The sequence below is a fragment of the Methyloversatilis sp. genome (assembly GCF_051861465.1).
In the GTDB taxonomy this organism is placed as follows: domain Bacteria; phylum Pseudomonadota; class Gammaproteobacteria; order Burkholderiales; family Rhodocyclaceae; genus Methyloversatilis.
The window spans coordinates 59,712-85,873 of the sequence record NZ_JBHYCQ010000001.1 but is presented as its reverse complement, the minus strand read 5'-3'; the positions used below and the strand labels follow the sequence as shown (position 1 = coordinate 85,873).

General features: G+C 67.7%; 22 protein-coding genes. 5 read left to right on the top strand and 17 right to left on the bottom strand.

Annotation, left to right across the window (positions count from 1 at the left end; genetic code table 11):
- Position 1: 1 nt before the first annotated feature.
- The 4 genes from ACTIFF_RS00460 to ACTIFF_RS00445 all read right to left on the bottom strand — a co-directional run bounded on the left by ACTIFF_RS00460 (position 2) and on the right by ACTIFF_RS00445 (position 4,167).
- On the bottom strand, positions 2-1,024 hold the full coding sequence (locus ACTIFF_RS00460; RefSeq protein WP_190295015.1) for a chlorophyllide a reductase iron protein subunit X: 1,023 nt from the start codon (positions 1,022-1,024) through the stop codon (positions 2-4).
- Positions 1,021-1,956 (bottom strand): chlorophyll synthesis pathway protein BchC, encoded by a 936-nt coding sequence (gene bchC, locus ACTIFF_RS00455; protein WP_439535048.1) that lies wholly within the window; start codon positions 1,954-1,956, stop codon positions 1,021-1,023. Before bchC ends, ACTIFF_RS00460 begins: the two co-directional genes overlap by 4 nt.
- 103 nt (positions 1,957-2,059) lie before the next feature.
- The gene (locus ACTIFF_RS00450) at positions 2,060-3,235 is read right to left on the bottom strand and encodes a methyltransferase (RefSeq protein ID WP_306475518.1); all 1,176 of its coding nucleotides are present in this window, start codon (positions 3,233-3,235) and stop codon (positions 2,060-2,062) included.
- 38 nt (positions 3,236-3,273) lie between these two features.
- Complete coding sequence (locus ACTIFF_RS00445; protein WP_069039362.1) at positions 3,274-4,167, bottom strand: polyprenyl synthetase family protein; 894 nt, start codon at positions 4,165-4,167, stop codon at positions 3,274-3,276.
- 162 nt (positions 4,168-4,329) lie between these two features.
- Between ACTIFF_RS00445 and ACTIFF_RS00440 the strand changes: the two genes are divergently transcribed.
- A complete protein-coding gene (locus ACTIFF_RS00440) occupies positions 4,330-5,328 on the top strand; it encodes a carotenoid 1,2-hydratase (RefSeq protein ID WP_439535047.1) in 999 nt (332 codons plus the stop codon).
- 2 nt (positions 5,329-5,330) lie between these two features.
- On the opposite strand, the gene ACTIFF_RS00435 is transcribed toward ACTIFF_RS00440, so the two are convergent.
- Entirely contained in the window at positions 5,331-5,486 is a 156-nt protein-coding gene (locus tag ACTIFF_RS00435; protein ID WP_439535046.1) for a hypothetical protein, read from the bottom strand.
- An 89-nt stretch (positions 5,487-5,575) separates the two neighbouring features.
- On the opposite strand from ACTIFF_RS00435, the gene bchO reads away from it, so the two are divergent.
- A complete protein-coding gene (gene bchO, locus ACTIFF_RS00430; protein WP_439535045.1) occupies positions 5,576-6,463 on the top strand; it encodes an alpha/beta fold hydrolase BchO in 888 nt (295 codons plus the stop codon).
- A 111-nt stretch (positions 6,464-6,574) separates the two neighbouring features.
- Here bchO and ACTIFF_RS00425 read toward each other — a convergent pair whose 3' ends face one another.
- The 5 genes from ACTIFF_RS00425 to ACTIFF_RS00405 all read right to left on the bottom strand — a co-directional run bounded on the left by ACTIFF_RS00425 (position 6,575) and on the right by ACTIFF_RS00405 (position 13,498).
- Positions 6,575-7,630, bottom strand: a complete 1,056-nt coding sequence (locus tag ACTIFF_RS00425) for a phytoene/squalene synthase family protein (RefSeq protein WP_439535044.1) — start codon at positions 7,628-7,630, stop codon at positions 6,575-6,577.
- Between the two features lie 250 nt (positions 7,631-7,880).
- The gene (locus tag ACTIFF_RS00420) at positions 7,881-9,704 is read right to left on the bottom strand and encodes a magnesium chelatase subunit D (protein WP_439535043.1); all 1,824 of its coding nucleotides are present in this window, start codon (positions 9,702-9,704) and stop codon (positions 7,881-7,883) included.
- The gene (bchI, locus tag ACTIFF_RS00415) at positions 9,694-10,713 is read right to left on the bottom strand and encodes a magnesium chelatase ATPase subunit I (protein WP_439535042.1); all 1,020 of its coding nucleotides are present in this window, start codon (positions 10,711-10,713) and stop codon (positions 9,694-9,696) included. The genes ACTIFF_RS00420 and bchI overlap by 11 nt, the downstream gene beginning before the upstream one ends.
- A gap of 107 nt (positions 10,714-10,820) precedes the next feature.
- Entirely contained in the window at positions 10,821-12,089 is a 1,269-nt protein-coding gene (locus ACTIFF_RS00410; protein WP_439535041.1) for an ATP-grasp domain-containing protein, read from the bottom strand.
- On the bottom strand, positions 12,086-13,498 hold the full coding sequence (locus ACTIFF_RS00405) for a cytochrome P450 (RefSeq protein ID WP_439535040.1): 1,413 nt from the start codon (positions 13,496-13,498) through the stop codon (positions 12,086-12,088). Before ACTIFF_RS00405 ends, ACTIFF_RS00410 begins: the two co-directional genes overlap by 4 nt.
- Before the next feature lie 280 nt (positions 13,499-13,778).
- Here ACTIFF_RS00405 and ACTIFF_RS00400 point away from each other — a divergent pair, with 280 nt between their 5' ends.
- The 3 genes from ACTIFF_RS00400 (at position 13,779) to ACTIFF_RS00390 (ending at position 17,710) form a co-directional block, all read left to right on the top strand.
- A complete protein-coding gene (locus ACTIFF_RS00400; protein WP_439535039.1) occupies positions 13,779-14,528 on the top strand; it encodes a hypothetical protein in 750 nt (249 codons plus the stop codon).
- A gap of 9 nt (positions 14,529-14,537) precedes the next feature.
- Positions 14,538-16,046, top strand: coding sequence for a 1-hydroxycarotenoid 3,4-desaturase CrtD (gene crtD / locus ACTIFF_RS00395; RefSeq protein WP_439535038.1), 1,509 nt, complete (start codon positions 14,538-14,540; stop codon positions 16,044-16,046).
- Between the two features lie 161 nt (positions 16,047-16,207).
- A complete protein-coding gene (locus ACTIFF_RS00390) occupies positions 16,208-17,710 on the top strand; it encodes a phytoene desaturase (RefSeq protein ID WP_439535037.1) in 1,503 nt (500 codons plus the stop codon).
- A gap of 196 nt (positions 17,711-17,906) precedes the next feature.
- Here ACTIFF_RS00390 and ACTIFF_RS00385 read toward each other — a convergent pair whose 3' ends face one another.
- The 7 genes from ACTIFF_RS00385 to ACTIFF_RS00355 form a co-directional block, all read right to left on the bottom strand.
- Positions 17,907-18,818, bottom strand: coding sequence for an alpha/beta fold hydrolase (locus ACTIFF_RS00385; protein WP_439535036.1), 912 nt, complete (start codon positions 18,816-18,818; stop codon positions 17,907-17,909).
- 136 nt (positions 18,819-18,954) lie between these two features.
- Entirely contained in the window at positions 18,955-20,316 is a 1,362-nt protein-coding gene (locus ACTIFF_RS00380) for a DUF2254 domain-containing protein (RefSeq protein WP_439535035.1), read from the bottom strand.
- Positions 20,317-20,415: 99 nt separating this feature from the next.
- On the bottom strand, positions 20,416-20,565 hold the full coding sequence (locus ACTIFF_RS00375; RefSeq protein WP_439535034.1) for a hypothetical protein: 150 nt from the start codon (positions 20,563-20,565) through the stop codon (positions 20,416-20,418).
- Positions 20,566-20,691: 126 nt separating this feature from the next.
- Positions 20,692-22,743, bottom strand: a complete 2,052-nt coding sequence (locus ACTIFF_RS00370; protein ID WP_439535033.1) for a nitric oxide reductase activation protein NorD — start codon at positions 22,741-22,743, stop codon at positions 20,692-20,694.
- 10 nt (positions 22,744-22,753) lie between these two features.
- The gene (locus ACTIFF_RS00365) at positions 22,754-23,551 is read right to left on the bottom strand and encodes a CbbQ/NirQ/NorQ/GpvN family protein (protein WP_439535032.1); all 798 of its coding nucleotides are present in this window, start codon (positions 23,549-23,551) and stop codon (positions 22,754-22,756) included.
- Positions 23,548-24,933 carry a cbb3-type cytochrome c oxidase subunit I gene (locus tag ACTIFF_RS00360; RefSeq protein ID WP_439535031.1) on the bottom strand — a complete coding sequence of 462 codons (1,386 nt, stop codon included), beginning with the start codon at positions 24,931-24,933 and terminating at the stop codon, positions 23,548-23,550. Before ACTIFF_RS00360 ends, ACTIFF_RS00365 begins: the two co-directional genes overlap by 4 nt.
- A gap of 26 nt (positions 24,934-24,959) precedes the next feature.
- A complete protein-coding gene (locus ACTIFF_RS00355; RefSeq protein WP_439535030.1) occupies positions 24,960-25,805 on the bottom strand; it encodes a c-type cytochrome in 846 nt (281 codons plus the stop codon).
- Between the last annotated feature and the right edge of the window lie 357 nt (positions 25,806-26,162).

Below are 26,162 nucleotides of genomic sequence, written 5' to 3'. Positions count from 1 at the left end.
CTCAAACGGTGTCGTACACCACTTCGAGCGTGGGCTTGATCACTTCATCCTTGCCCAGCATGTCGGCCACGGTGGCCGGCGTCATGACGTAGTCACGCCCCGTGACATCGGCAGCAAACAGGCCCAGCAGGCCATCCTGCGTCATCGGTTTCGGCCGTACCGGCGGCGCTTCCGCCACATTCATCGCCAGTTCCTCAAACAGTGGCGCCCACTGCGAGCCAGGCCGACCGATGATTTCGTAGCTGGCGCTCTTGCGGCGGATGTCGTCGTTGGCGGGAATCGTCGCCAGCACCGGAATGCCGGCCGCTTCGGCGAACTGCGCCGCCTCGCCGGTGCCGTCGTCGCGGTTGATCACCACGCCGGCCACACCGACGTTGCCACCGAGCTTGCGGAAGTATTCAACCGCACTGCACACGTTATTGGCGACGTACAGGCTCTGCAGGTCGTTGCTGGCGACAACGATGACCTTCTGGCACATGTCGCGGGCGATCGGCAGACCGAAGCCGCCGCACACCACGTCGCCCAGGAAGTCGAGCAGCACGTAGTCGAAGCCCCAGTCGTGGAAGCCCAGCTTTTCGAGCGTTTCGAAGCCGTGGATGATGCCGCGACCGCCGCACCCGCGACCGACTTCCGGTCCGCCCAGTTCCATGGCGAACACGCCATCGCGGATGAAGCAGACATCGCCGATCTTGACTTCCTCACCCGCGAGCTTCTTCTTGCTGCTCGTTTCGATGATGGTCGGGCAGGCCTTGCCACCGAACAGCAGGCTGGTGGTGTCGCTCTTCGGGTCGCAGCCGATCAGCAATACCTTCTTGCCCTGCTGCGCCATCATGTAGCTGAGGTTGGCGAGCGTGAAGCTCTTGCCGATGCCGCCCTTGCCGTAGATCGCGATGATCTGCGTCGTCTTCGTCGCTTCACCGGTCGGGACCGGATCCGGATCGATGGCGGCTTCGGCGCGCAGCACCTTGTTCAAGTCGAACTTGATCGGCGAAGTGCCGGACGATGTTCCGCAGGCGTCGCTCATGACAGGGATCTCCAGTCGAGAATCATTTTCAGGCAGGCCGGATCGGAGAACGCCGTGCGGTAAGCCGCATCCGCATCGGTCGCAATCTTCCGGTGGGTAATCAGTCCTTCAAGCGACAGCCGTCCGGCTGCAGCCATGTCGCGCACCGTCACCAGATCGCTTTCCTGCCACTGCGCGGCGATGCGCAGGCGGGCTTCACGCATGAAGGCCGGCGGGAAGTTGAAGGACAGCGCGTCTTCGTAAAAACCGGCCAGCACAATCTCTCCGTGCGGGGCCAGCCGGGCAATGAGTGCATCGAGCAGGCTGCCGTCGCCGCTGACATCACAGATGCAGCGGTAATTGCGGCGCTCGTCGGTGGCGGGGTCGATGACGCGATAGCCTTCTGCGCCGTCGGCACGCGCCGGATTGCGTTCCCACACAACCGGGTCGCCCCCGGCGGCAACGGTCAGGCGGGCGATCATGCGACCGAGCACGCCGTGGCCGATGATCAGGTCGGGCAGGTGATCGCCATCGGCGATCGCATGCTGCCCGGTTGCTGCAAGCGCCAGCAGGATGCCGCGTTCGCCGAAGCTGTCGTCCAGCGTGACGGTGCGGGCAGCCGGCACCACCAGGCGGGATGCCGCACCGCCGAACAGGCCGCGCACTTCGCCGAAGCAGCGTGCGCCGGGCACGAATACGTGATCACCGACATTCAGACCGGACGTGGCACCGGCGGCGCTGACGCGCCCTACCGATTCGTAGCCCGGCACCAGCGGATAACCCATGCCGGGGAACGGCGGCATGCGGCCGGACCACAGCAGGCGCTCGGTGCCGGTACTGATGCCGCTCCACTCGACGTCGACCACGACGTCGGCATCGCCTGCCGGCGTCAGTTCGAGCTGGCTCAGCTCCAACTGCTCCGGCTGCTTCAGTACTACGGCAATACTGTTCATCGCGCCTCCGCGTTGAGGACCCCGTCGTTCATGTGTCGCGACGGCTTGTCACCTTGAGTGTCATTCTAGGCTTACTCTGATTAGTGTCAACTAATCATTACATTTATGTCTGTAAATGTTTCGGACGCGCGACCAGCACGCACGTCTGCAAAGGAATACGGGTCGGAATCAGGCCGATCTGGCAGAAGCCGGCGGCACGCAGCATTTCGGTCAGGCGGGCTTCGGAGCGCGGACGCCCGCGGCCCATCGCCATCAGGTAGAAGCCGAAGTAGGCATCGCCCACCGGCTCGGCGCCGCGCACTCCGGACATCTGTTCGGCAATCAGCAGAACGCCGTCGTCCGGCAGCGCACGATGGACGGCGCGCAGCAGCGCCATGACATCTTCGTCGTCGTGGTCGTGCAGCACGCGCACCAGCGACACCAGGTCGGCACCGGTCGGCAGTTCGCCCGACTGGAAAGAGCCGCCGAAGGCCGTGGCACGCGCGGCAAGACCGGCCGCATCGAAACGCATGCGTGCGCGCTCAGCGACCGCCGGCAGATCGAACAGCTGAAGTTTCAGGTCGGGCGCGCGCTGCGCCGCCGCGGCGAGGAAGCTGCCGTCGCCACCGCCGATGTCGAGCAGGCAGCGATGCATGCCGACCGGATAGGCGTCGAGCACCTCGGACGCCACCATCGGCTGCGATGCCGCCATCAGCGCGGTGTAGTCGCGGATGCGTTCGCCTTCCAATGCAGACGCCTGTTCGTTGCCGGCATACGGCCAGTATTGCGACAGCGCGGTGCGCTGCGACAGGCCGCGCAGCAGCGCCAGCGGGTCCTCGAAATCACGATAGATGCGGCCGTGATGTTCCACCATCGCCGCGATGCCCGGGTTGGCGACCATCGCCGTGCCCAGCATGCCCAGACCGTACCGGCCGCCGGAACGACGGGCCACCAGGCGCAACGCGACCGCCGCGTCGAGCAGACGGGTGGCCGCTTCGTCCGACATGCCGATGCGCGTTGCAATCCGATGTGCCGCCAATGGACCGCCGGCCAGCAGCCGGAACAGGTCTACCCGCACGCAGGCCAGCAGGATCTGCGAATAGACGAAGCCGCCACACAGATCGAACAGCGCGCGCGCCTCGCGCCGCGCTTTCCAGCGGGTCAGCGGGAACGCGGACGCCCAGTGATGAAAACGCGGGCTGCTCAGCAGGCGATCGGCGGCGTCACGCAGACGATCGGCGAAACCGGGCTTGCGATCGCCGTCGAAGGCCGACGAATCCATGCTGAACGGGGTACTCATTTCGTCTGTGCGCGGTCAGGAAGCGGGCAAACCCGGCTTCAGAGAACGCTGTCGGCGAGTTCGCGCGGGATCAGCCGCGAGGCTTCCATCGCGATGACGGCGCGCAGACCGTCGGCACCCGAACACACCGGTACCGAATCGATGGCTTCGGCCACCAGCAGGTTGAGGCGACGGATCGCACCGTGCAGGCCCAGTTCGCGCACCGCGCTCGGACGACCGAGCGCCACGTCGCGACCGACCGGCTTGCCGATCTTGGACGCATCGGACGCCGCGTCGAGGATGTCGTCGGCGACCTGGAAGGCCTCACCCATGCAGTCGCCGAGCGCACGCCAGGGGCCAGGATCCGCGCCGGCAGCCGCGGCACCGGCCATCGTGGCCGACGCAAACAGCGAACCGGTCTTGGCCTGCTGGTATTCGCGCAGATTGACGTCCGACTCGCATTCCCAGGCCTGACCGGCCACGATGCCCGACGGCACGCCGACCCCGCGGCCGATGATGGACAGCAGCGGCACCAGGCGGTAGGGCGCATTCGCACCTCCACGCGCCAGGGTCTGGAAGGCGAGCACGATCAGCGCATCGCCGGCCAGCACTGCGATGCGTTCGCCGTAGGCGCTGTGCACCGAAGGTTTGCCGCGGCGCATCGGTGCATCATCGAAGCAGGGCAGATCGTCATGCACCAGCGAAGCGCAGTGCAGCAGTTCGATGGCAGCAGCAGCGTGGTCTGCCACCGAGGTGTCGTCTTCGCCGCAGGCGCAGGCGGCGGCAAGACACAGACGCGGGCGGATGCGCGCGCCCCCCGGAAACACGGCATAACGGATCGCCGATGCCAGCAGCGGCGGGCAGGTCGGACCGTCGGCATGCGACAGTGCGGCTTCCAGCGATTGTTCGACTGCAGCACTCAGGGCCTGCTCGATACGCTTCATGCCGTCCATGTCCGTCTCCTGTTGTTGTCGTCGCGACTGTCAAGCTTGCTTGTCGCGTAGTAGTGTCATGTAATGTAGACATTACACACCGCAACGTCAATCACGATTTACAGGAGCCTCCGTGAGCGCGCATGACAAGGTTCGGAACGGGCAGGATGCGGAGCGCTGCCGGTGCGCAACAGGCCCGTGCGCCTGCGCCACGACAGCCCGGCGATGAACGCGCGCGACTTCTCGGCCCGCGTGCCGCCGGGCGGCTATCAGTGGTGGTATGTCGATGCGATGAGTGACGACGGCCGCTACGGCCTGACCATCATCGCCTTCATCGGCAGCGTGTTTTCGCCGTACTACGCCGCGGCGCGGCGGCGCGCACCGGGCCGGGCCGATCCGCAGGATTTCTGTTCGGTCAATGTCGCGCTGTACGGCGACTGCCGGCGCTGGGCGATGACCGAACGCGGCGTCGGCGCGCTGCGCCGTTCGGCCCATGAACTGGCCATCGGCCCGAGTCGCCTGCACTGGGACGGTGACGCGCTGGTGATCGATCTCGATGAAGTGACCACGCCGCTGCCGCAACGCCTGCGCGGACAGGTTCGCGTGCAGTCACCGGTGCTGTCGCGCACCGCCTTTGCGCTCGATGCCGGAGGGCGGCATCTGTGGTCGCCGATCGCGCCCTGCGCACGGGTCAGCGTGCAGCTCGATCAGCCCTCGCTGAACTGGCAGGGTGATGGCTACCTCGACAGCAACGCCGGGGAAACATCGCTCGAAGAAGCCTTCGTACGCTGGCACTGGTCGCGCGCCAGTCTGCACGGCGGCGACACGGCCGTGCTCTATGACGTGACACGACGCGATGCGTCGAGCGCGTCGCTCGCGCTGCGCTTCGATGCCGACGGCGGCTTCAGCACCTTCGACCCGCCGCCCGAACAGACGCTGCCGACCACGATGTGGCGCGTCGACCGGGCCACGCGCAGCGAGCATGCGTCGCCGCAGGCGCAAACGCTGGAAGACACACCGTTCTACGCCCGGTCGATGGTGCGCACGCAGCTGCTCGGCGAATCGGTCGGCAGCATGCATGAAAGTCTGGACCTCGACCGCTTCCGCAGCCGCTGGGTGCAGACCCTGCTGCCCTTCCGCATGCCGCGTCGCAGCGGCACGCGGGTGCGGGCGGCGCTGTAAGCTCAGTGCGCGGCGCCGTTGTCCTCGTCGGTCGCATCGGCCCGCGCGCGGTCCGCCTTGATCTGGCGTCGCACCGACACCAGTTGATACACGGCGAATCCGAGCACGCCACCGATCACCAGCAACGCTTCGATCAGTTTCAGCATCGTGGAACTCATGTCCTGCCCTCCTTCGGCCACTCACTTGCGGTACCTCTTCCGGTGGTGCTGACCCCGCCCCACGGCACAGGTTCTGCCGCCGCGACGTCATGAAGGCCCTCGACTGGACACGCGACGGCGGCAACTGGCCGAACCGCGCAGCCAGCCGCTTCGTCGAGGCGGGCGGGCTGCGCTGGCATGTGCAGGTGGCCGGCGACGGACCGGTCCTGTTGCTGCTGCACGGCACCGGCGCGGCCACGCATTCGTGGCGTGCGCTGCTGCCCGAACTGGCGACACGCTACACCGTGGTCGCGCCCGATCTGCCCGGACACGGTTTCAGCGGCACGCCTGCGTCGCACCGCCTGACGCTGCAGGGCATATCGCGCGCGCTCGGCGGTCTGCTGGCGGCGTTGAAAGTGGAGCCACAGGTGGTCGCCGGGCATTCGGCCGGCGCGGCCATCATGCTGCGTATGAATATCGACGGGCTGCTGCCGGCACACACGCTGGTCAGCCTCAATGGCGCGATGCTGCCGCTGCCCGGGCTGGCCGGGCTGCTGTTCCCGCCGGCGGCACGTCTGCTGTCCGCCCTGCCCTTCGCGCCGCAGGCATTCGCCTGGCGTGCCACGCAGCGCGACGCGGTCGAGCGCCTGATCCGCAGCACCGGCTCGGCGCTCGACCCGGCCGGCGTGGCGCTGTATCACAAGCTGGTCAGCACACCCGCCCATGTCGCCGGCGCACTGGCCATGATGGCGAACTGGGATGTGGCACCACTGGTGCGCGACCTGCCGTCGCTGCGCGCACCACTGACGCTGGTGATCGGCAAGGGCGACGAAACCGTGTCGCCGGAAGAATCGCGCCGGGTGCACCGCATGGTGCCGGGCTCGCGTCTGGTGGAACTGGACGGTCTGGGTCATCTGGCGCACGAAGAAGCGCCCGCGCTCGCCGCGCGGCACATCTTCGAAGCGGATGGAAGCGGCGACGCTGCGCACCGCCGATGACCTGAGACCCTCGCTGGGTCGGCGCGTGGTGAAGCATGAAGGGCAGGGCCGACAGGGTGTCCGGCAGCGCGCGAGCGTGGCAAGCGGGCGGCTGTATCTTTCAGCTGGAATTCAGCCGGGCGTACCCTGGGTACCGCGATCGCGTTCTTCGCGTTCGAGCCGCTCGAACAGGTCGATCAGCCACTCGATGCGCTGCTGCGGCGTGCGCTGCGGAATGCCGATCAGTGCCGACATGTCGACGGTCGGCGCAGCGGCCACCGCGTCAGCCAGCGCGGACACCTCATCGAGCACGTGGTAATGCGCCGTGGCGGACAGGGTCGGCGCGCCGCTGAGCGCTTCGGCCAGCAGCACGCTCTTGCGCCACGACGACACGATGCTGCGCGTCGACACGGAGTCGTAGCCGCGGCGTTCGACACCGCGGCCGATTTCGGCATAGACGCTGCGCGCCGCACGGATGCCCGGTCGGCAGCCCGACGGCAGCTTTTCGATGCCGGGCGCGGCACGCGCATACAGCAGGTCGGCACACTGCAGCAGGCGGCGCACGACCTGTGCGAGCCGGTCGTCGAACACCGGTTCGGCCAGCCAGCCCGCCGGATCGAGCCCCGCTTCGACCATCCAGTCATGCGGCAGGTAGAGCCGGCCGCGCCGGGCGTCCTCGCCGACATCACGCGCGATGTTGGTGAGCTGCATCGCCAGACCCAGATCGCAGGCGCGCGCCGCGATTTCACGGTCGCGCACGCCCATCAGCAGCGCCATCATCGCGCCGACCGTGCCGGCGACGCGGGCGCAGTACTCGAACAGTTCGGACTGCGTCATGTACTGACGGCCGCGCGCGTCCCACTCGAAGCCTTCGATCAGCGCCAGCAGCAGCGATGCAGGAATGTTGAAGCGGGCCACGACACGCGCCAGCGTGCGGTCGGCCGGTTCAGGATGCGGATGTCCGGCGCAGGCCTGTTCGACCCTCCAGCGCAGGTGCGCGACCGCGTTCTCGTCGGCCTGGCTGTCATCCACCAGATCGTCGGCGATGCGACAGAAGGCATACAGCGAGCAGGCCGGCTCGCGCACGGCGCGCGGCAGCAGCAGCGAAGCCGCGAAAAAGGATTTCGAGCCGTTGCGCAGCAATGCGCGACAGGCCCGCATGTCCTCTGCGTGCGTTGGTTCAGCCATGCAGGTCACGCGGCGGCGCACTGCAAGGCATCGCCGGTGTCGCGGAGATCGCACGCTGCGACGGCTGCGATATGCAGCGGCACAGGCAATGGCGAACGTCGTGCGAAGGGGCGCATCCTGACAGGGCGGTGAGGGGCAGCATTGTGGGTCGAGTATAGGTATGTCAATTTAAATTGACAATAAATTTCTCGCCAGATTGACACCGATCAGCACGGGCGAGCGCGTTCGGGTGTAGCGCCCGGTTGCCCGCTCAGGCGATCGCGCGGACGATCCTCGAAATGCTGACCGCGTCGGCCGCCGACAGCGGCATGTACATCGCCGCCATGTCGACCGCCAGTTCGCGCGCGGCAGGCTGCGGCCGCGGCGACGTGTCGATGAACAGCGCGCGAAAGGCGCTCGCGCGGACCCGGCGCGCAGCCGAGCGCGCATCCTCCTCGGCGCGGGCGCGGCCGCCGGCGCCGTCGCGCGCCACATTGGCACGACCATCGGTCAGCAGCACCAGCGTCGGCGTGTCGCCACGACGCTGCACCGCGTCGGCCAGCAGCCAGCCGGCATCGATGCCGGCGGCCAGCGGCGTGCCGCCACCGCCGGGCAGACCGGCCAGACTGCGCTTGGCACGCACCAGCGAACGGGTTGGCGGCAGCAGCACCTCGGCGCCGGTGCCCCGGAAGGCGATCAACGCCACGCGGTCGCGCCGCACATAGCAGTCCGCCAGCAGCAGTTCGACCGCCCCCTTGGCTTCGGCCAGCCGGTTCAGCGCCGACGAACCGGAAGCGTCGACCAGGAAGATCGTCGTGGTTTCCGAGCGCTGTGCGAAGCGGGTGATGCGGAAGTCATCCGGCCGTACATCGATCAGGCAGTTCGACGGCGCAGACGCGCGGGCGGCGCGGCGCAGCGGCTGCCAGGGCGCAGCCGCGCGCAGCGTTTCGATCAGGTTCAAGCGCGCACCGTTGCCGGGTGTGCCGCGGCGGATGCCGGCCGGCCGGCCGCGCAGGCCGCCGGCGCGCAACGCACCGGCCCGTCCGGCGCTGCGCGCACGCGGCAGACGCCCGGCCGCCGCCTGCAGACGCGCCAGCAAGCCGGGGGGAATCGCCGCCTGTGCGGCTTGCAGCACCACATCGTCCAGCGGCCGGTCGTCCGGTGGCTGCGCGTCGCTGTCCGACGCGTCCTGCCCGGCCTCGGGTTCGGGCGGCGGCGTGTCTTCGGGCGGCGTGTCCTCCGGCTCCGGCGGCGGGGCATCGGCCTGCTCGGGCGGCGTTTCGGTGGTCGGAAACTGCGTGGCACGCGGTGCCAGAACGAGCTGGGCGGCCAGCGTCACGTCGTCTTCGGCCACCGCATCGCGAGCGTCGAGCGCCGCCGCGGCGCGCGCCACCCGGACCGACTGCAGCAGTGCGCGCATCGATGAAACGCCGAGCGCAAGCGCCGTCGCCGCCAGCGCCTCGATGGCGCCGGGCGGCACGACGATCACCGGCAGACGGGCACGCGCCCGATCGATGTCGGCGGCGCTCACCGGCAACGGGGTGCAGGTCTGCGCGCGCAAACCGTCCAGATCGAGGTGGAAGGCCAGGCGGTCGCACAGCGCCGTCGACAGCGGCTCGTCCTCCAGCCCTTCGTCGAGCGCGACCACCGCAAACGCCGCCGCGCTGGTCAGCGCAATGCCATCACGGGCCAGCGCCACTTCGCCGGCGTCCATCACCGCGGTGACGCGGGCGGCCGTGCCGGGCGGCAGGCGTTCCGCCATCGCCAGCAGCACGAAACCGCCATGCGCCTCGACCAGCAGGCCGCGCTCGGCCACCGGGCGGCCGGCGCGCAACGTCGCGGTCAGGTCAAGCCCACCGAGCAGGCGGCCGTCGGTGACATTGAACGGCACGCGGCGCATCGGCGTGCCGGGCGGCAGCATGTCGCGCAACTGCGCGAGCCAGGCGTCGCGCACCGGTCCGGCCTGGGCGTGCAGGCGCACGCCGCCGGTGCCGACGGGATCGACCGCGCACAGCGCACAGGCCAGCGCGGCGCGCAACCAGGGGTCATCGACGACCGTTGCCTGCTCGGCGCCGGCGGTGGCGCTATTTTCCAAACAGATCTTCCACCGCGCGATCGACACGCGCGCCGGAACCGGCATCGTCCAGCGGATCACGGCGCAGGCGGTGGCGCAGCGCGGGTGGCGCGATGCGGCGCAGATGGGCGTCGTTCACCGCGTCGTCACCCTCGAAAGCGGCCAGCGCGCGGGCGGCACGGATCAGCGTCAGTTCGCCGCGCAGGCCGTCGGTACCGAGTGCCATGCACAGGCGGGCCGCCTGCTCGACCACACCGTCGGGCACCTTCACGTTGGGCAGGTGTTCGCGCGCCGCGACGATCTTCTTGCGCAGCTTGTCGTCGTGCTTCTTCCAGTGCGCGACGAACGCATCGCGGTCACGCTCGTACGCATCGCGCCGACGCACCACCTCGACCCGGGTCGGCAGGTCGGTCGGCGTCGTCACTTCGACCGACAGGCCGAAGCGGTCGAGCAGTTGCGGACGCAATTCGCCCTCTTCCGGATTGCCGCTGCCGACGATGACGAAGCGCGCCGGATGACGCACGCTCAGACCTTCGCGCTCGACCAGGTTTTCGCCTGACGCGGCAACGTCGATCAGCAGGTCGACGAGGTGGTCTTCAAGCAGGTTGACCTCGTCGATGTACAGGAAGCCGCGGTTGGCACGCGCCAGCAGGCCGGGCTCGAAAGCCTTTTCACCGCGCGTCAGCGCGCGTTCGAGATCGAGCGCACCGACCACCCGGTCTTCGGTCGCACCGAGCGGCATGTCGACCACCGGCACCGGCACGAGGTGGCTCTTCAGCGTGCCCTTGCCAGCCGCGCACTGCGCACAGCACGGCGCACCGTCGGCCGGGTCGCACTGATAGGGGCAGCCGATGACCGCGCGCATCTTCGGCAGCAGTGCCGCCAGCGCGCGCACCGCGGTCGACTTGCCGGTACCGCGGTCGCCGAATACCAGCACGCCGCCGATGGACGCATCGACGGTGGCGACCAGGATGGCCAGTTTCATTTCGTCCTGGCCGACTATGGCCGAGAACGGGAAGGGTTGTGACATCGACAAACCTCGGGTCAGGGCCGCGCGCTGCGCGCACCCGGATTGATTGACGCGCCTGCGTCGCGGCGTGTCACTTTAGAGTGACACCTGAGGGCTGTCCAGCGCACTCAGGACACTGCGGAAGGCGAAGTGGGGCCGGATGAGGATCCCGGGGCGGTCCCTGCGGTCGTGTCCGGCAGGGTTCCGGATGTCGCCGTCGTCTCGTCCGGCGCGTACAGCCCGACGTCGAGCGTGGCGACTTCGCCGAAGGTCGCACGGCTGCGGATCGACAGCCAGATGATCTGCGACGCGGTCAGCGGCATCGTGATGAAGGGCAGCGGATCGCGCCAGCGCCAGGTCACGTCGCGCGCGCGCAGGAAGCGCGACAGGTTGCGCCTGAAGTCCGGCCCGAAGGCCTTCGGGCTGAACATCGACTTCTGCACTTCGGTCAGGCAGGGGTAGAACTGCTGCATCAGCACCTGCCGGCGGAAACGAACCGGCTGCGTCCCTGCCAACACCCCGTCCGGCGCCACCACGGCGCGCGCCAGATCGTCCGGATCGACGAAATGCAGGCCGCTGGTGGCGCGCGGATTGCACTCGATGCCGTGCGCCTGGCCGTCGGCATCCACCACCAGATCAAAGGAAATGAAGCCGGTGAAGCCCGCTGCGGCGATGAACCTGCTGACCCAGTCGATGACCGGCCGGTGCTGCGGGTCGGCTTCGGTGACGCGTTCGAAGCACACGGACACGGTGCCCGACATGACCGCGCCGCGATACACCACGGTCACCAGCGGATGGCCGGCGGCAGCGATCGAAAAGGTGCTCAGCACAGTGCCCTTGACCCAGCGCTGCACGATGGCCGGCTGACCCGGCGTGACCTCGGGCAGCGCCTCGCCCTGCCGGCGGAACAGCACGCCGCGACCGGAGCAGGAATAGACCGGCTTCACGATGTGGTCGCCCGCCTGCGCCAGATCGACAGCGCCCGGCGTGCCCAGCGCGCAGGTGGCCGGCGCGGCCACCCCGTAATCGCGGCAGCGGCCGATGAACTGCAGCTTGTCGTGCAGCGGCATCAGCACCTCGGGCGGCATGGCATACAGCTGCACACCGACCGGCAGCCGACCGGCCAGATGGCTGGCGTGCATGATTTCTTCCGACACCGGCACCACCAGGTCGACGCCTTCCTTGAGCACGATGTCGCGCAACTCGTCCAGATAGCACTCGCGACTGAGCGCCGGCGCGGTGACCGTGTAGCGCCGCGCCACCGCATTCGACATTGCGCTCAGATGCCATCTGAACGGTTCGGCCACGATGACGCGCCAGCCCAGCCGGTGAAAGCTGCGTGCCAGATCCAGCCCCTTGGGCAGGCGGCCGAGCGTGATCAGCACGACCGGTTTCATGCGCCGGCCCGCTCGCGCAGACGCACGCGGCACATGATCTGGTGCTTCGGCCGCGTCGTCAGGCGCGCCACCGGTCGCACCGCATCGGCGTCGAGCGCGCTGAAATCGAAATGGCGTACCAGGCGCGCCAGGATCAGCGTCGCTTCGGTGGTCGCGAAGGCGGCGCCGACGCACACGCGCGGTCCGAGCCCGAATGGCAGATAGGCGCCGGGCACCAGTTCGTGCTCGCGTTCGGTGCTGAAGCGGTCGGGATCGAAGTGGTGGGCGTTGCGCCAGTAATTTTCGTTGCGGTGGATGGTCCACGGCGAAATCATGATCATCGCGCCCCGCTTCACCCGGTATTTGCCGATCTGCGTCGCCTCGGCCGCCACGCGCGGAATGAAGGTGATCGGCGGGTACAGCCGCATGGTTTCGCGGAACACGTTGCGCGTGAAGGTGAGCCGGCGGATGTGCTCGAAGCCGATGTCGCCCTCGCCCACCACCGCATCCACCTCGGCGCGCATGCGCGCCACCGTGTCGTGCTGCGAACTCAGGATGAAGAACACCCAGGTCAGCACGCTGGCCGTGGTTTCGTGGCCGGCGAGGAACATGACCCCCAGCTGGTCGATCAGCTCCTTGCGGTCGAAACGGTCGCCGGTTTCAGGATCTTCGGCATTCACCATTTCGGCGGCGATGTCGTTCCAGCGCGTGATCGGCCCGGTCAGATGGGTATCGACCAGCTCACCCAGCCGCTCGCGGATGATGTGGCAGGCGGCTGCGACGTCCGGGCGCTGATCGACGCGTTTCCACGCCGGATCGAAAATGAGCCGCTTCCACTCGACCTGGGCCACGCTGCGCTCGAACAGCGTGAACGCGTCGAACACCTCGCGCGACGCCTTCGTGTCGAACGAAGTCGAAAACACCGTGCGGCAGATGATGTCGGCCGTCAGGTGGCTCATCGCCAGATCGAGCGAGAAGGCTTCACCGGTCAGTGCCTGCTCGCGCAGCTTGTCCTCATACGCATCGACGCCGGCCGCCATCGACGGGAAGGCCTGGCCGAGCCGCATGTGCGAAAAGGCCGGATCGATCATGCGGCGCTGCTTGCGCCAGGTGTCGCCGGACGACACGAAGATCGAGTTGCCGACCAGCGGTTCGAGCGCGCCCACCATCAGGTCATTCTTCGGATAGATGTCGGTCGGATCGGTCAGGATGCTGCGATAGAGCTGCGGATCATTGACGATCAGTATCTGCCGCCGCGAATAGCCCAGGTGGCCGACCGGCACGCGGTAGGCGTCGGCCGGCAGCAGGCTCAGCAGGTCGCCATCGCCCTGCGCGATCAGCCGGAACAGCGAAATGATGGGCGACAGCGCCTGCGGGCGCGGCGGAATGTAGGTCGGGCTCGCATCGATGCCCGCAGGAAAAGCTGTCACGTCGGCCGCTGTCCGTGTGCGTTGTGCTGTGTGTGTTGCGGGTGCGTCGCTGTGCCGGTCGGTCTGTCTGGCCGTGCAGACGGCGGCCGGACGGGCGGCGCGCACCGCGTTGCGGCCCGAGTATAGGTGCCGGGCCCGGATCCGGCTTGCCGCACTGCACGATACCGAATCTGTCCGCGCGAGGTTACAGTGCGAAGTGTCAATGACTCAAGCGACCGCTTGGGTCGACGTGTGGGCCCCTCGCCCCTCACCTCTGGCAAGGCCTGTCGAGCGCGCAACAATGTCCGTGTCCGAGCTGTTCCACCTCTTCGTCGCCAGTCACATCGTGACCGGTGCGACAGGCCTGCTCGCGTTCTGGGTGCCGGTGTTCGCGAAGAAGGGCGGCGCCGCGCACCGCACGGTCGGGAAGGTGTTCACGGTGACCATGCTAATGACCGGCACGGCGGCGATCGGCATCAGTCTGTGCACGCTGGCCGACCCGGTATCGACCCACCCGCATCTGACCGAGCACGCCGATTTTCGCGACCCGGCGCTGGTGCGGGCGATCTTCGGCTGGATGATGCTGGCACTGGCCACACTGACGCTGAATCTGGCCTGGTACGGCTGGCAGTGCATCCGCAACCGGCGCGACCACGCGGCCAACCGGGAATCGGTGAATCTCGGCCTGCAGGCCGCGACCTTCATCACCGCCACCAACTGCGCCGTGCAGGGCCTGCTGATCGGCCAGCCCTTGATGCTGGGCGTGTCGCTGATCGGCTGGGCGACGGTCGGCACCAATCTGTGGTTCCTGTACAAGCGCCAACCGGCGGCCAACGACTGGCTGCGCGAACACATCAAGGCACTGGTCGGCGCCGGCATTTCGGTCTACACGGCCTTCTTCGCCTTCGGCGCGGTGCGCACCTTCCCGACGCTGGCGCTGCATCCGGTGCTGTGGGCGATTCCGCTGACGGTCGGGCTGGCCATCATCCTGTATCAGTGGCGCAAGCTGTCGCGTCCGCGCGCCGCGCTGCCGGCCGGGCAACGCGCATGAAAGGCGGGCGTGGCGTCTGAACGGGTGGTGGTCATCGGCGCCGGCATGGGCGGACTGTCGGCCGCGGTCGATCTGGCGCGTCGCGGGCTCGACGTGCAACTGCTCGAACGCGCCCCCGCACCCGGCGGCAAGATGCGCGAGGTGAAGGTGGGCAGCGCTGCCATCGACGGCGGCCCGACCGTGTTCACGATGCGCTGGGCCTTCGAGTCATTGTTCGCCGACGCAGGCGCCTCGCTGACCGACGCACTCACCTTGCACACGACCTCGGTGCTGGCGCGCCACGCCTGGCGGGAAGGCGGCCGGCTCGACCTGTTTGCCGACATCGAACGCAGCGTCGAGGCGATCGGCGACTTCGCCGGCGCACACGATGCCGCCGGCTACCGCGCCTTCTGCGCGCGCAGCCGCGAGATCTACCAGACGCTGCGCGGCCCCTTCATCGATGGCCAGCGGCCGTCCGCGATCGAACTGACACAGCGCGTCGGCTTCGCCAACCTCGGCGCGCTGTGGCGCACCCAGCCGATGAGCACGCTGTGGAGCGCGCTCGGCCAGTACTTCCGCGACCCGCGCCTGCGCCAGTTGTTCGGCCGCTACGCCACCTACGTCGGTTCATCGCCGCTGCGCGCGCCCGCCACCTTGATGCTGATCGCGCATGTCGAGCAGGACGGCGTGTGGATCGTCGAGGGCGGCATGCGCCGCGTGGCCGATGCGCTGCAGGCGCTGGCCGAGCGGCACGGCGCGCGCTTCCGCTTCGACTGCCAGGTGGAGGAAATCGTCGTGCGCGGCGGTCGGGTCGCCGGGGTGCGGCTGGCCGGCGGCGAAGTCATCGACTGCGAACGCGTGGTGTTCAACGGCGACGTGTCGGCGCTGGCGACCGGTCTGCTCGGGTCGGCCGTGCAGCGGGCCGCCCGCGTCATCAAGCCGGCGGAGCGCTCGCTGTCGGCGATCACCTGGTGCGTTCATGGCCGCACGCGGGGCTTTCCGCTGCACCACCACAATGTGTTCTTCGCCGAAAACTACCCGGACGAATTCGCCGCGGTGTTCCAGCGGCGCAGCATCGTCGATGCGCCGACCGTCTATGTGTGCGCGCAGGACCGCGCCGACACCGCTGAGGGTGCGGAGGCGCCGGCACTCGATCGCGAACGCCTGCTGGTGCTGATCAACGCACCGGCCGACGGCGACACGCGGCCTTTCGGCGACGCCGAGGTCTCCCGGATGGCCGACAACGCCTTCGACCTGATGCGTCGCTGCGGGCTCGACATCGACCGCGCGTCGATGGACGCCGTCGCCACGACACCGCACGGTTTCAACCAGCTGTTTCCGGCCACCGGCGGCGCGCTGTACGGCCGCGCCAACCACGGTTCGATGGGCAGCTTCGAGCGGCCCGGCGCGGCCAGCGCCATTGCGGGTCTGTATCTGGCCGGCGGCTCGGTGCACCCCGGCCCGGGCATCCCGATGGCCCTGCTGTCCGGGCGTCGCGCCGCAGAGCGGCTGGTCGCGGACATCGGCCATGCGCGCTGATTGCAACGCCCGCACTCTGCCGGCTGCCCGGGCGGAGCTTTTGTTGACCCGGACGGTCAATTGCGGGGCGACACCATGCAATGATTTCACCCGCTGCAACCCTGAATCGACTTCGTTCCAGTGACCTTGCCAGATATACACCAGCCAGAATGACCGCCTCCATGACTTCCCCTCCTGACTCCGACCGACCGCACGCCCTCGTCATCGGCGCCGGTTTCGGCGGCCTCGCCGCGGCGATTCGCCTCGGCGCTCGCGGCTACCGCGTGACCGTGCTCGAAAAACTCGATGCGCCCGGCGGTCGCGCCTACGTATACCGGCAGGACGGCTTCACCTTCGACGGCGGCCCGACCATCATCACCGCCCCCTTCCTGCTCGAAGAGCTGTGGGCGCTGTGCGGCAAGACCTTTTCCGACGACGTCGACCTGCGGCCGGTCGCGCCCTTCTACCGCATCCGCTTCGACGACGGCGAGCACCTCGACTATTCCGGCGACCCGGAAACGATGCGGCGCGAAATCGCCCGCTTCGCACCCGAGGATGTCGACGGCTACGAACGTTTCATGAAGCAGGCCGAAGCCATCTTCGATGTGGGCTTCACCCAGCTGGTCGACATTTCGTTCGCCGACTGGACGACGATGCTGAAGATCGCACCTGAACTGGTCCGGCTGAAGAGCTACCGCACGGTGTACGGGCTGGTCGCCAGCTACGTGAAGAACGAGCGCATCCGCACGGTGCTGAGCTTTCACCCGCTGCTGATCGGCGGCAACCCGTTCACGACCACCTCCATCCTGTGCCTCATTTCGCATCTGGAGCGGCGCTGGGGCGTGCATTTCGCGATGGGCGGGACGGGCGAGATCGTCAAGGGCATGGTCGGGCTGATCGAAGGCCAGGGCGGCACGGTGCGCATGAATGCCGAAGTCGCGTCGATCGACGTGACCCACCGTCGCGCACGTAGCGTGACGCTCGCATCGGGCGAAGTCCTCGCGGCCGACGTCGTGGTGTCGAATGCCGATGCGGCCTGGACCTACCGCAAACTGGTGGCGCCGGAACACCGCCGGCGCTGGACCGACCGGCGCCTCGAGAAGTCGAAGTATTCGATGAGCCTGTTCGTGTGGTACTTCGGCACGCGCCGCCAGTACCCGGACGTGCAGCACCACACCATCCTGCTCGGCCCGCGCTACGAAGGCCTGCTGACCGACATCTTCCGCAACAAGGTGGTGGCCGATGACTTCAGCCTCTATCTGCACCGACCGACGAAAACTGACACTTCGCTGGCGCCGGACGGCTGCGACGCCTTCTACGTGCTGTCGCCGGTGCCGCATCTGGGCAGCGGCACCGACTGGCGCGAAAAGGCCGAGCCCTATCGCAAGGCGATCGAGAAATACCTGAGCGATTCGATCCTGCCCGGGCTGGCGGATGAAATCGTCACGTCGATGATGCTCACGCCGCAGGATTTCCAGGACAGGCTGAATTCGGTCAATGGCGCGGCCTTCAGCCTGGAACCGGTGCTCACGCAGAGCGCCTGGTTCCGGCCGCACAACCAGAGCGAAGACGTGGACAACCTGTATCTGGTCGGCGCCGGCACCCACCCGGGTGCCGGTGTGCCCGGCGTGATCGCATCGGCAAAGGTGCTCGACCGCGTGGTGCCGGACCCGCGCCGCCGTTGAAGCGGGGACAGACGGGCACGCTGAACAGTGACGGTCTCCGCGCTCTCTTTGTGGGAGCTGTTTTTGTGGGAGCGGCGTCCCCGCCGCGATACGCATGCTGCAATGTGGCAATCGCTGCACTGATCGCGGCGGGGACGCCGCTCCCACAAAACCGTCGTCGCCCGCATGGAGAACCGGGCGAATTGCAGCGGCGCGCTCAGCGTTTCAGGAAGGCGCGCACCGGTTCGAGCGCGCGCGCCGGCGCTTCTTCATGCGGCAGGTGGCCGACGCCCGGCAAGGTCACCACGGTGGCATCGGCGATGGCCGCCTTGTAGTCAGCCGCATTGGCGACCGGAATCATCGCGTCCTGCTCGCCCCACACGAGCAGCGTCGGCGCCGTGATGCGCTGGAGCAACGGCACCGGATCGACCAGTTTCACCTGCGCCATGCGCTGCATCATCGCGTCGCGGCCGCCGGGCGCCCGCATCAGGTCATGGTAGCGATCGGTCATCGCGTCGGTCAGTACCGTCTTGTCGGCATACGCCGGCTCCAGACTCATCTTCAGCATGAAGCGCGGCAGGCAGTGGCGCATCAGCGACATCAGCGCCGGCACCTCCGGCGCCTTGTCATATTCGAACCCGGGGCTGGCGAAACCGTCGGGCGACAGCAGCACCAGCTTGTCGACGCGCGCCGGCTGCGTCGCGGCGAAGGTCCAGGCGATGCGCCCGCCCATCGAGTTGCCGATCAGCGTCGCGCGCGCCACGCCGAGGCGGTCCATCAGCGCCGCCACGATCTGCATGCTGCGCGCGTCGGTGTAGTCGCCGGTGGTATCGGGCGGGCTCAGACCGCTGCCCGGCAGGTCGAAACGGATCACCCGGTAGTCGCCCGCCAGCGACTGCGCCCACGGCTCCCAGGTGTGCAGGCTGGCGCCGAAGCCGTGCAGCATGATCAGCGCCGGCGCGTCCTTCGGGCCGCTGTCGCGCACATGCAGCCGGGTGCCGGCCACTTCCAGCATGTCGCCGGGTGCCGCCAGGTAGCGCGCTTCGAGTTCGGCAAGTTTGCGATCCGGCGTCCATAGCCAGAACGTCAGCACGGCCAGCAGCACCAGCGCCGCCAATAGATATTTCACGTTCGACTCCCGTAGACAAGGCATGACGACCGGGCCGGACTGTAGCGCAGTTCGCGCGGACAACGGCAGACGCGTCGCACGCGGAAGGCACGGCAGCGTGCAACGGCACTCGATGCGTGGTGACCCCGGTGAGGGGTCAGCCGGCGGCCTCGTCGCCGGCCGCGCCGTGAAGTTCGCGCAGCGCCTGCGTCGCGGCCAGGTAGCGTGCCTCGACGTCGAGCCGGTCGCCCGCTTCCGGCACGGCCTCGCGCGCGCCTCGGACGATCATGTCGGCGTGGCGGCGCAGGCAGGCCGCATCCGGCGCGCTGCGCACGTGGCCGGCGATCCGGGCGATGGCATCGAGCATGCGGATCGCCACGGCCGGATTCGACCGCGCGTTCTGCCTGATCTGGTTGAAGGCCGTGTCCGTGATGCCTGCAAAGGTGTACCCGGTTGCCACCAGCCGCAGTTGCCCGAGATCGTCGAACCGGAAGGGCGATGGCATGTCACTCCCGGCCAGCCGGCACAGCGCCGATCCCAGCCTGTCCACGCAGGCGATTGCCGTAAACGGGTCGTTGATGCCAGGCGACAGCGCCCGCACCGCGATCTCGACCAATTGCAGGAAGGAGAACTCGATGTCCTCGGTGGCGGTGCGCTGGTTGCCGAGCACGAAGGCGGCGTTCAGCTGGTGCACCCGTTCTTCGGTCACGCGATCGCCCGGCCAGACCCTGACCATCGTCTGTCCGCGGACGAGGTAGTGCCCGGGCCGGCATTCCAGCTGCAGCAGCAGATCCTGCTCACGGGCAAGTTCCATCAGGGCGTCGGCATCGATCAACTGGAGATAACCGTCTTCGAGCGCCCCCACGGGACGTGCTTCGCGCGCGAACGCGGCCGGCAGTTCGGCTTCATCCGCCGGGTTCGGCGTGTCCGATCGGGACTTTCCGAGGTGTCCGGGAAACATCCTGCCGATCCCGTCGTGCAGCTCGTCGCTGACCCGGGCCACGACCACATCCGCCTGGATGGACACCGACACATGATGGATGAAGTAGATCAGCACCCCTATGCTGACCAAGGCCAGCAGCACACCGATGCTGACGGACAGCTGAGGCACGAAAGCCACCTCGTCGGCGCGCCGGATGGTGCGCAGCACGAGCAGGCAGTAGACGAAGGTCGCGACGAAGGTGCCCAGCACCACCTGATTGGAGGTGTCGCGCATGAAGTTGCGCAACAGGCGGGGCCCCAGCTGTGACGACGCCAGCGACATCGCCACCAGCGTCATCGAGAACACGGTGCCGGCGATGGCGATCATCGACCCAGCCACGGTGCCCAGCATCAGGCTGGCGCCCTCTGCACCACCGGAATAGCGCCAGCCCAGGCGCTCCAGCCATTCATCGGTGACGGCGCGGTCGAGCGCGACGGCGCCGAACGCCAGCGCCACAGCAAGACAGGCCATCGCTGCGGGCACGAACCAGAAACTGGATCGAAGTCGTTCCCAGTACTTCAGCAGCAGTGCCTTCAAGTTGCTTCACCTCGACTGGCGAGCCGGAATCGAAGCGCCCACGCCGGAGCCGGAAGGACTGGCGTCGGTGTGCGGATTCAACCCGAAGCGCGCTTTTCGTTACCGCACAAGGCCCCGGATGGGCGTTGGAGTATAGCCCGCGTCGAAGAAGGCAGCGGCCCGGAAAGCCGACCGGCGGCGATCGACTGCGACGAAGGTCGCCGTACCTGCCCGTCCGTCGATGTTGATCGTGAAGATCAGCAGAGCCACGCTGCCTTCCGGGCCGGCGATGCGGGCGTCGCGCTGCGCTTAGATTTGGGCGTCAAGCTGCTCGACCCCGCAGCACGCGCAACCGAACCCGCAGCGGCATGTTGCGGCCACCCCGCGAAGCGCGGACTAGCCTGCCATGACCAGTCGATGCATCCAGTCGAGCAACACGGTCGGCAGCATCGACGGCTTCGCCAGCAACGCATACTGGCGGGCACCGAAGACGCCGGGCAGGTAACCGGCGGCGTGTCGATCCACGGTCAGGCAGAAGGGTGCGATGCCCTGCAGCTTGGCCTCGACGATCGAACGGCGCATGTCTTCGACGCCGTATCGCCCCTGGTAGACATCGACATCGTTGGGCTTGCCGTCGGACAGCAGGAGCAGCAAACGTTGCGACGCTGGCTCACGCATCAGCGTTGCGCTGGCATGGCGGATCGCAGCCCCTGCGCGGGTGAAGTGTTCGGGTTCGAGCGCTGCGATGCGCGTGGCGACCGGGTTGCCGTACGGTTCGTCGAAGCGCTTGAGGGTGCGCACGGTAACCGATTGCGGACCGTGACCGGAAAACGCCTGCACGGCGTACGGCTCACCCAGCGCGCCCAGGGCAATGCACACCAGGAGCAGCGCCTCTCGTTCGACATCGATGACGCGACGGCCGCTGGACACCCATCCGTCGGTCGACCCGCTTACATCAATGAGCAGCAGGATGGCCATGTCGCGCTTTGTACGCTTCTGCGAGCGGTACAGCGCCTGCGTCATCGGATGTCCGGCGTGCAGGTCGGCCTGCGCGTCGATGCAGGCCTCCAGATCGAGTTCGTCGCCGTCGAGCTGCCGGCGCAGTGGCGTACGTTGCGCGCGCAGCATTTCGAAGCGGCGCCGGATCGCGTCCAGCATCGATCGGTGCTCGGCCAGCGTGTTGTCCACCCACTGCTGAGGGCCGTCGGCAGCCGGCAGCAAACGAACGATGGCACCCGGTTCGCGGTAGGCCTGCACGTTGTAATCCCACTCCGGGTATCGGATGCTTTGCGATCCGTCGGCGCTTGTGCCGCCACCGTATCGGGTCCGTGCGTCGGGCGTATCGTCGGACAGCAGTACTTCCTTCGGTCGACCGGGCGTCGACACCAGCCGTGCCTGCTCGAGTTCGGCGAGTGACTCGGCAAACTCGTCGGCTGCCGTCTGGTCGTCGCGGTCCGTGGGCCGCTGAAGCCCGAACGGATCCTCGGCAACTTCATGCGGCGCCGACGCCTGGATCATCCAGGCACCCTGCTTCGCATCGTCCTCTTCGTCCACTGCTGTGCGCACTTCGGGCTGGCGCGCCAGACGCGCGCTGCGCGGCGGGCTCGCAGGTTCGCCGTCAGCGGCGCTGTCCTTCTCACTGTCGACCGCCAGCGCCGACGGGTTGCCCGGCGCGAGGAGTTCGCCGGTCCACCAGTCCCTGAACAAGGGCTGTGCCCCGAGCCGACCCGCCCACGATGCATCAGGGCAAAGCGCATTCGCCAGCTCGCGCGCCATCTGCCGCGAGCGCCCGGGTGACGGACTGCACAGAGCGTCATTGCGCCACGCAAGACTCGGTGTGGCCATCAGCCGACATGCCCAGGCTTCGAGCGGCTGGCGCGCGATCGGGAAACTCGATACCGCAGGCCGCGCACCCAGCGCAGCGGCGCGCAAGTCGATCAGCGGCGCGCGCATGCCCGGCAGCAGTTGCGCCAGTGCCGCGTCGGCGGCATGCGCTTCGATCAGCAAGTAGAGATCACGCACCAGCGGCGTGGCGTCCTTGCCCGCGCCGGTCGCGCTGCCCCGGACCGCACGCATCGCCTGCTGCAGCGCCACGGTGCGGAACCGTTCCAGTGCCAGTGGCGCATCGGTCAATCCGCTCACGGCCGGCAGCCAGATGCAGTGGCCGTCCGTCGCCGGGATGGCAGACTGCGAGCGGGGGCGGTCCTGTCGCTGAAAGATTCGCGCGAGGGCGGTGGCACGTGCCGGCGCCTGGGCCGTGCGCAGCGGACAGGCGCGCCCGAACACGGCCACGATCAACAGGTCCAGACGCGGCGCGACGTCGGTCAGCGCGAGGGTGGGCGATACCGGCGTTGCTGCGGTGTTCGCGCGGTGCCGACGCCACAGGCCCTGCACGAATCGTGTTGCATGAAGCGCCGCATCGGTGATGACGTCTTCGGCTTCGGCCATGTCCCCGCTTTCAGACGAAGGTGGCGTCGACCAGGTCGCGCATGGCACCGACCAGCGATTCATCGTCGGACAAGGGCGAAACGATGGCGCTGTAGCAGGCCTGGCGCACGTCGATGCCGCTGACCACCAGGCCGGCGGCGGCGATCAGCAGCCGCGTGCTCGGCACTTCGGCCAGACCCCGGTCGCGCAGGCCGCGCAGTCGACGCCCCAGCGACACCAGCGCCATGGCGGTCGCATGGTCGGCGGCGGCTTCGCGTTCGATGATTGCCGCTTCCTGCTGCGCCGGTGGAAAGTCGAAATCCAGCGCCACGAAGCGCTGGCGCGTGCTGGGCTTCAAATCCTTCAGCATGCGCTGGTAGCCCGGGTTGTAGGACACGACAAGCTGGAAACCCGGTGCGGCCTGGATCGTTTCGCCGGTCTTGTCTATCGGCAGAAAGCGCCGGTGGTCGGTGAGCGCGTGCAAGACGACCATGGTGTCCTGGCGTGCCTCGACGACCTCGTCCAGATAGCACAGGGTACCCTCACGCACGGCGCGCGTGAGCGGACCGTCCTGCCAGACGGTGCCGTCATGCCGCAGCAGAAAACGGCCGATCAGATCGCTCGCCGTCAGGTCGTCGTGGCACGAGATCGTCACCAGCGGACGTTTGAGCCGCCAGGCCATGTGCTCGACAAAGCGTGTCTTGCCGCAACCGGTGGGGCCCTTCAGCATCACCGCGAGGCCGCGGCGATGGCATTGCTCGAAGATCGCGAGTTCGTCTCCAGCGGGCAGGTAATAGGGCGCCAGATCCGGGAGAGTGCCGGCGCTCACGCGGGCGCCGCGGTCGCGACGGGTTTTGTTCCTGAGCGCGGCCCCGCAGTCTGGCCATCGTCTACCTCGAAGCGTGGCGCGTACCGGAAGAAATCGTAGATGAACAGTCCCACGCCGATGGCGAAGATCGACCCGGTGACCACCAGCATCACGAAGTGCACCTGGATCTTCAACTGAGCATCCAGATAACCCATGCCGAGGATGCGTTCCAGATAGACCTGCCCGATGCCGGCCGTCGCGAACGAAAGCGTCATGCCGAACATGCCGCCGAGCTGCAACCAGAAGGACCAGTAACCGATGCTGCTGCCCTGCTCCGACCGCCCGGGCGTCATCGACGGCATGGCAAAGCTGATCATGGCCAGCGTGATCATCGCGTAGGCTCCGTAGAACGCGGCGTGACCATGCATCGCGGTGATCAGCGTGCCGTGGGTCCACTTGTTGACGTCGGGGAAGGTGTGGGCCAGCCCCAGCAGCCCGGCGCCGAACAGCGTGAACACGGCACTGCCCAGTGTCCAGTGCAGCGCCAGCGTGTTCGGATGCGACATGCCCGAGCGGCGCATCGCCGAGTAGGCGTAAATCGCCATGCCCACCAGCGCCACAGGCTCCAGTGCGCTGAAAATGCCACCGATGGGCAGCCAGTACGCCGGCACGCCCACCCAGTAGTAGTGGTGCGCGGTACCCAGAATGCCGGCGATGAAGACCAGGCCGACGATGACGTACAGCCACTTTTCCATCACCTCCCGGTCGGCGCCCGACAAGCGGATGAGCAAGTAGGCCAGGAAGCCGCCCTGGATCATTTCCCATACGCCCTCGACCCACAGGTGGATGGTCCACCAGCGATAGAAGATGGCCACCGTGTAGTTCTCGTATTCCAGCAGTGCCGGCAGGTACAGAACCGCCGCCAGGCCCAGGCCGAGCACCAGTACGCCTTCCGTGGTAGTGAAGCGTTTCGACTTCCAGATCGTCATGCCGATGTTGTAGAGAAACAGCAACATGCAGATGACGATCACGATCTTGTGCGGCAACGGCTGTTCGAGCAGCTTGTTGCCGGTGCCGTAGCGGAACAGGTAGCCCACCACGGCGGTCACGCCCATCAGTGTCCAGAGCACCAGCTGCAGGTAGGCGAGCTTGACGCTGTACAACTCGGTGCGCGACTCGTCGGGCACCATCCAGTACGTTGCCCCCATGAAGCCGGTCAGCACCCACACGATCAGCAGATTGGTGTGGATGACCTTCGTGACGTCGAAGGGCAGGATGTAGAGCAGCGGGTCAGGCCCCAGGTACTTGGCGGCCGACAACAGACCGAACACCAGCTGCAGCCCGAACAGCACCATCGCGACCGCGAAGTACCAGTAGGCAACCGATTGAGATCTGTAGCGCATGAGAATTCCTCGAGACGGGAGCCGGACTATTTGAAGGTCATCAGGTAGGCCACCAGCTGGTCGATCTGTTCGGGTGTCAGGTCCTTGCCATAGGTGGCCGGCATGAACGACACGCCGCTGGCCGAGTACATGGCGCCGGCGATGGTGTGCGCACTCGGCTGCACGATGGATTCATGCAGGTAAGCGGCGGCATCTTCCGCCTGACCCGTGTAGTCGGCCGATCCGACGGTCTCGCGTGCGCGTGAGGCCACGCCTGCCAGTGAAGGCCCGGCCATCTGGGCGCCGGGCACCAGCGAGTGGCAGGCGGCGCAAGCCGGGACCGCTTCACGGAACACGACCTCGCCGAGCGCGATCGGGCTCTTGTCCGCGACGGCCGGGGGCGCGCCGGGCGGCGGCGCAGACCCGGCCGCCGCCTGCAGGACACCCATGGGGCCGACGCCCGCGCCGGTCACCAGGATCGGCCGCGGCGGCCAGCCCTGGTTATCCACCTTGCTCACCCAGTCAAGAAAGGACACCAGATCGGCAATCTCGACATCGGTCAGGTCCTGCTTGGGCATCAGCCGCCGGTGGCGCTGCTCGTCGTAGAACTTCGACGGGTCCTTCATGTAGGCCTTCAGGTACTCGGCGCCGCGGTGCTGCGCGATCTTCGTCAGATCGGGAGCGTAATAGGCCCCTTCACCGAACAGGGTATGGCAGTTGATGCAGTTGTACTTGTGCCAGACATCCTTGCCGTGCGTGACGGCCGGCGTGATGTTCTGTGCATTCGTCAGCTTGGGGAATTGCCGGTGGCTGTCGATGGTCAGCCCCACGAAAGCCAGCGTGGCGATGACCGTCGAACCGATCGCAAACAGCCTTGCCTGTCGTTTGTTCATGGCGTGACCGCGGCGTCAGACACTGATGCCGGTCCAGTAGGTGACGGCGATCCAGGCGGCGTAGGCGATGCCTGTCGCCATGAGGCCAAGTACGACATGGCTGAAGATCCTGATGCCCTGGTACGCAGTCATGAACGAGTCCTTGCCGTGTGGGTCGGAGGGAAGTGCACGGAGCTGGCGTGGAACATGACGTGATGCTGCGCACCCTGTCGTCCACCGTCCGTGCGGTAACGTACCCACGCCACACATTGAACTCGTGCTCCCGGGTGCGCGCGCTGCCTCGGGAACCGGGCCCTCATTCCGTTGCAACATCGGCTGGCTTGCGCAAGGCGCGGTGCCGCGGGGCGCGCGTGCCGC

Excerpts from the sequence above, each read along its gene's own strand:
- ACTIFF_RS00450 (WP_306475518.1), bottom strand. The coding sequence starts at position 3,235 with ATGAGTACCCCGTTCAGCATGGATTCGTCGGCCTTCGACGGCGATCGC.
- ACTIFF_RS00445 (WP_069039362.1), bottom strand. The coding sequence starts at position 4,167 with ATGGACGGCATGAAGCGTATCGAGCAGGCCCTGAGTGCTGCAGTCGAA.
- bchI (WP_439535042.1), bottom strand. The coding sequence starts at position 10,713 with ATGTCACAACCCTTCCCGTTCTCGGCCATAGTCGGCCAGGACGAAATG.
- ACTIFF_RS00410 (WP_439535041.1), bottom strand. The coding sequence starts at position 12,089 with ATGAAACCGGTCGTGCTGATCACGCTCGGCCGCCTGCCCAAGGGGCTG.
- ACTIFF_RS00460 (WP_190295015.1), bottom strand. The coding sequence starts at position 1,024 with ATGAGCGACGCCTGCGGAACATCGTCCGGCACTTCGCCGATCAAGTTC.
- ACTIFF_RS00370 (WP_439535033.1), bottom strand. The coding sequence starts at position 22,743 with ATGGCCGAAGCCGAAGACGTCATCACCGATGCGGCGCTTCATGCAACA.
- bchC (WP_439535048.1), bottom strand. The coding sequence starts at position 1,956 with ATGAACAGTATTGCCGTAGTACTGAAGCAGCCGGAGCAGTTGGAGCTG.
- bchO (WP_439535045.1), top strand. The coding sequence starts at position 5,576 with ATGAAGGCCCTCGACTGGACACGCGACGGCGGCAACTGGCCGAACCGC.
- ACTIFF_RS00390 (WP_439535037.1), top strand. The coding sequence starts at position 16,208 with ATGACTTCCCCTCCTGACTCCGACCGACCGCACGCCCTCGTCATCGGC.
- ACTIFF_RS00425 (WP_439535044.1), bottom strand. The coding sequence starts at position 7,630 with ATGGCTGAACCAACGCACGCAGAGGACATGCGGGCCTGTCGCGCATTG.
- ACTIFF_RS00435 (WP_439535046.1), bottom strand. The coding sequence starts at position 5,486 with ATGAGTTCCACGATGCTGAAACTGATCGAAGCGTTGCTGGTGATCGGT.
- ACTIFF_RS00400 (WP_439535039.1), top strand. The coding sequence starts at position 13,779 with ATGTCCGTGTCCGAGCTGTTCCACCTCTTCGTCGCCAGTCACATCGTG.
- ACTIFF_RS00355 (WP_439535030.1), bottom strand. The coding sequence starts at position 25,805 with ATGAACAAACGACAGGCAAGGCTGTTTGCGATCGGTTCGACGGTCATC.
- ACTIFF_RS00360 (WP_439535031.1), bottom strand. The coding sequence starts at position 24,933 with ATGCGCTACAGATCTCAATCGGTTGCCTACTGGTACTTCGCGGTCGCG.